This is a genomic window from Streptomyces sp. NPDC092369, assembly GCF_044755245.1.
Lineage (GTDB): Bacteria > Actinomycetota > Actinomycetes > Streptomycetales > Streptomycetaceae > Streptomyces.
Map to the genome: position 1 here is coordinate 1 of NZ_JBIVQP010000015.1, position 1,894 is coordinate 1,894.

General features: G+C 67.7%; 3 protein-coding genes. 1 reads left to right on the forward strand and 2 read right to left on the reverse strand.

Annotated elements, in window-relative coordinates:
- On the reverse strand, window positions 1-371 hold a 371-nt coding region (locus ACIQI8_RS44895), incomplete at its 3' end, for a hypothetical protein (RefSeq protein WP_402365024.1).
- A 90-nt stretch (window positions 372-461) separates the two neighbouring features.
- Between ACIQI8_RS44895 and ACIQI8_RS44900 the strand changes: the two genes are divergently transcribed.
- Window positions 462-566, forward strand: a complete 105-nt coding sequence (locus ACIQI8_RS44900) for a hypothetical protein (RefSeq protein WP_402365030.1) — start codon at window positions 462-464, stop codon at window positions 564-566.
- Here the strand turns inward: ACIQI8_RS44900 and ACIQI8_RS44905 are convergent, their stop codons facing one another.
- The gene (locus tag ACIQI8_RS44905; protein WP_402365027.1) at window positions 567-1,379 is read right to left on the reverse strand and encodes an IclR family transcriptional regulator; all 813 of its coding nucleotides are present in this window, start codon (window positions 1,377-1,379) and stop codon (window positions 567-569) included. It abuts the gene before it with no gap.
- Window positions 1,380-1,894: the final 515 nt, after the last annotated feature.

Below are 1,894 nucleotides of genomic sequence, written 5' to 3' on the forward strand. Positions count from 1 at the left end.
ACTTGACGCGACAGTTCCAACACCGTCCGCCGACAAGGACGGGACAGACGGAACAGCGGAGAAAAACGCCCCTCCCGATCCGGGAACTCGGTTGCGGTCCCCGCCTGTTCGGGTGACCCACAGACGGCTTCCGCGACGAAGAGACTCACGATTTTCGGGCCCAGGTCGAGGCCGAGGACATATCGGAATGGGGCGGTGCCGGCGGCTTCGACGCGAGCTTGGTCGGCGCCGTCGGGTGCGAAGACGACCCGTCGGCATCGGCACCGGGCGCCCTGGTCATTGACGGCGCCGGCCATTGCTTCGAGGAGCTCCACCAGGGCGTCGGGCGGGCAGAGTCCGTCGACACCCCCTTCGATGTCGCGGGCGCGCACGGGCAGGAGTTGTGCAGCCGACCGGCCGCGCAACGCTCGGCGCGCCCCTCGGCCCAAAGACCCGACGCGTAGTGGCTTCTGCGAGTGGATGTGCGCGACATCCTGATGGAGGTCGGGCAGCGGGGAGTCGTCAGCGGCCAGGAGGACATGTTTGTCGACATCGCTCTTGACCTTGCAGCCGGCGCTGCCGATTGATCACGCCGAGCTCTTGGCAAGCCGCGGGCGCTGCTGCATGCTCCTGCCGCAGCCTTGAGAGGCCGCCGCCGCGACGCGTCTGACATCGGCGCTCACACGGCGCAGATCGGCCACGTCGCGTGATCCGGACAGGGACACGGACAGCGCGGCCAGTACCGTGCCGCCCGGGGTCAGGACGGGTGCGGCCACGCAGTTCAGACCCGGTCGGCTTTCCTGCCAGTCGTAAGCGATGCCTGCCCGGCGAATGCGTCGAAGTTCGTCGGCCAGCACTTCGGGGTCGGTGATCGTGCGGTCGGTGAAACGCTGAAGAGGTGCCGCGACGGCACGGGCTGCGGCATCCGCGTCGTAGGCGAGGAGCAGTTTGCCGACCGCGGTCGCATGGGCGGGTAGTCGGCCGCCGATGCGCGAGGGCACGGGCAGGGCCCGGTGGCCGTAGAGCTTGGCCAGGTAGACGACGTCGATCCCGTGCAGGACAGCGAGGTGAACGGTCTGGCGGGTCATCTCGTACAGATCGCTCAGATAGGGCTGGAGGAGGTCTCGGACGTTCTCGGTGTCCGGGGCGTACACAGCGCGGCCCAGGCGGTGCAGCCGCTCCCCCAGCCGGTAGTCGGTGCCCTCGCGCTCGACCACCCCATTGCGCTCCAACGCGCTCAGCACGCGGTAGGCAGTGGACTTGCTGAGCCCGGCCCGGCGTGCGAGTTCGCTGACCCCCAGCCCCATGCTCGCTCTGTCACCGAAGGCGACGAGAAGGCTGATGGCCTTGTCGATGGCCGCGCGGTCGTCGCGGGCCTGGCCGGTGGCGGAGGTCGTCATGGTGCTCACCTGGTCTTCGAGCGGCCGGTGTCACTTTGACTATGCCGACCGGAAACTTTGATATGTCAAGCATGGGTACGGTCCAGGCGTCCGTCAATAGTGATGATGCGACCATTAAAAGTGACGGTCTGGTGCGGGAAAACGAGGTGGCCGCTCGCAGCGTGCGGCGGTTTCGGTGGAAACAGATCATTCCGCTCGGTGAGCTGGCACGCCGGTGCGGACTGCCCAAGCAGACGCTGTCGAAGATCGGCCAGGGTGTCGGCAATCCGCCCAAAGACATGACGAGGGTGAGTGGAGCGGAGCCGCCCATGGGCAGGGCGCGTCCTGGACGAAACGTACGGCTCCGGTTCCGTACGCACTCTGCTGCTGCACCTGGAACGCGCCGACGTGGAGCACAAGGCCCTGCGGCTGCACGCCCCGGGGACCCTGCATCACGTCTCTATGTCACCACGGGCACGGTGCGGACGAGCGCCACTGAGCCGACGAGTCCTGGCCGGGCTTCGTGCGGAGCTGTA

Excerpts from the sequence above, each read along its gene's own strand:
- ACIQI8_RS44905 (WP_402365027.1), bottom strand. The coding sequence starts at position 1,379 with ATGACGACCTCCGCCACCGGCCAGGCCCGCGACGACCGCGCGGCCATC.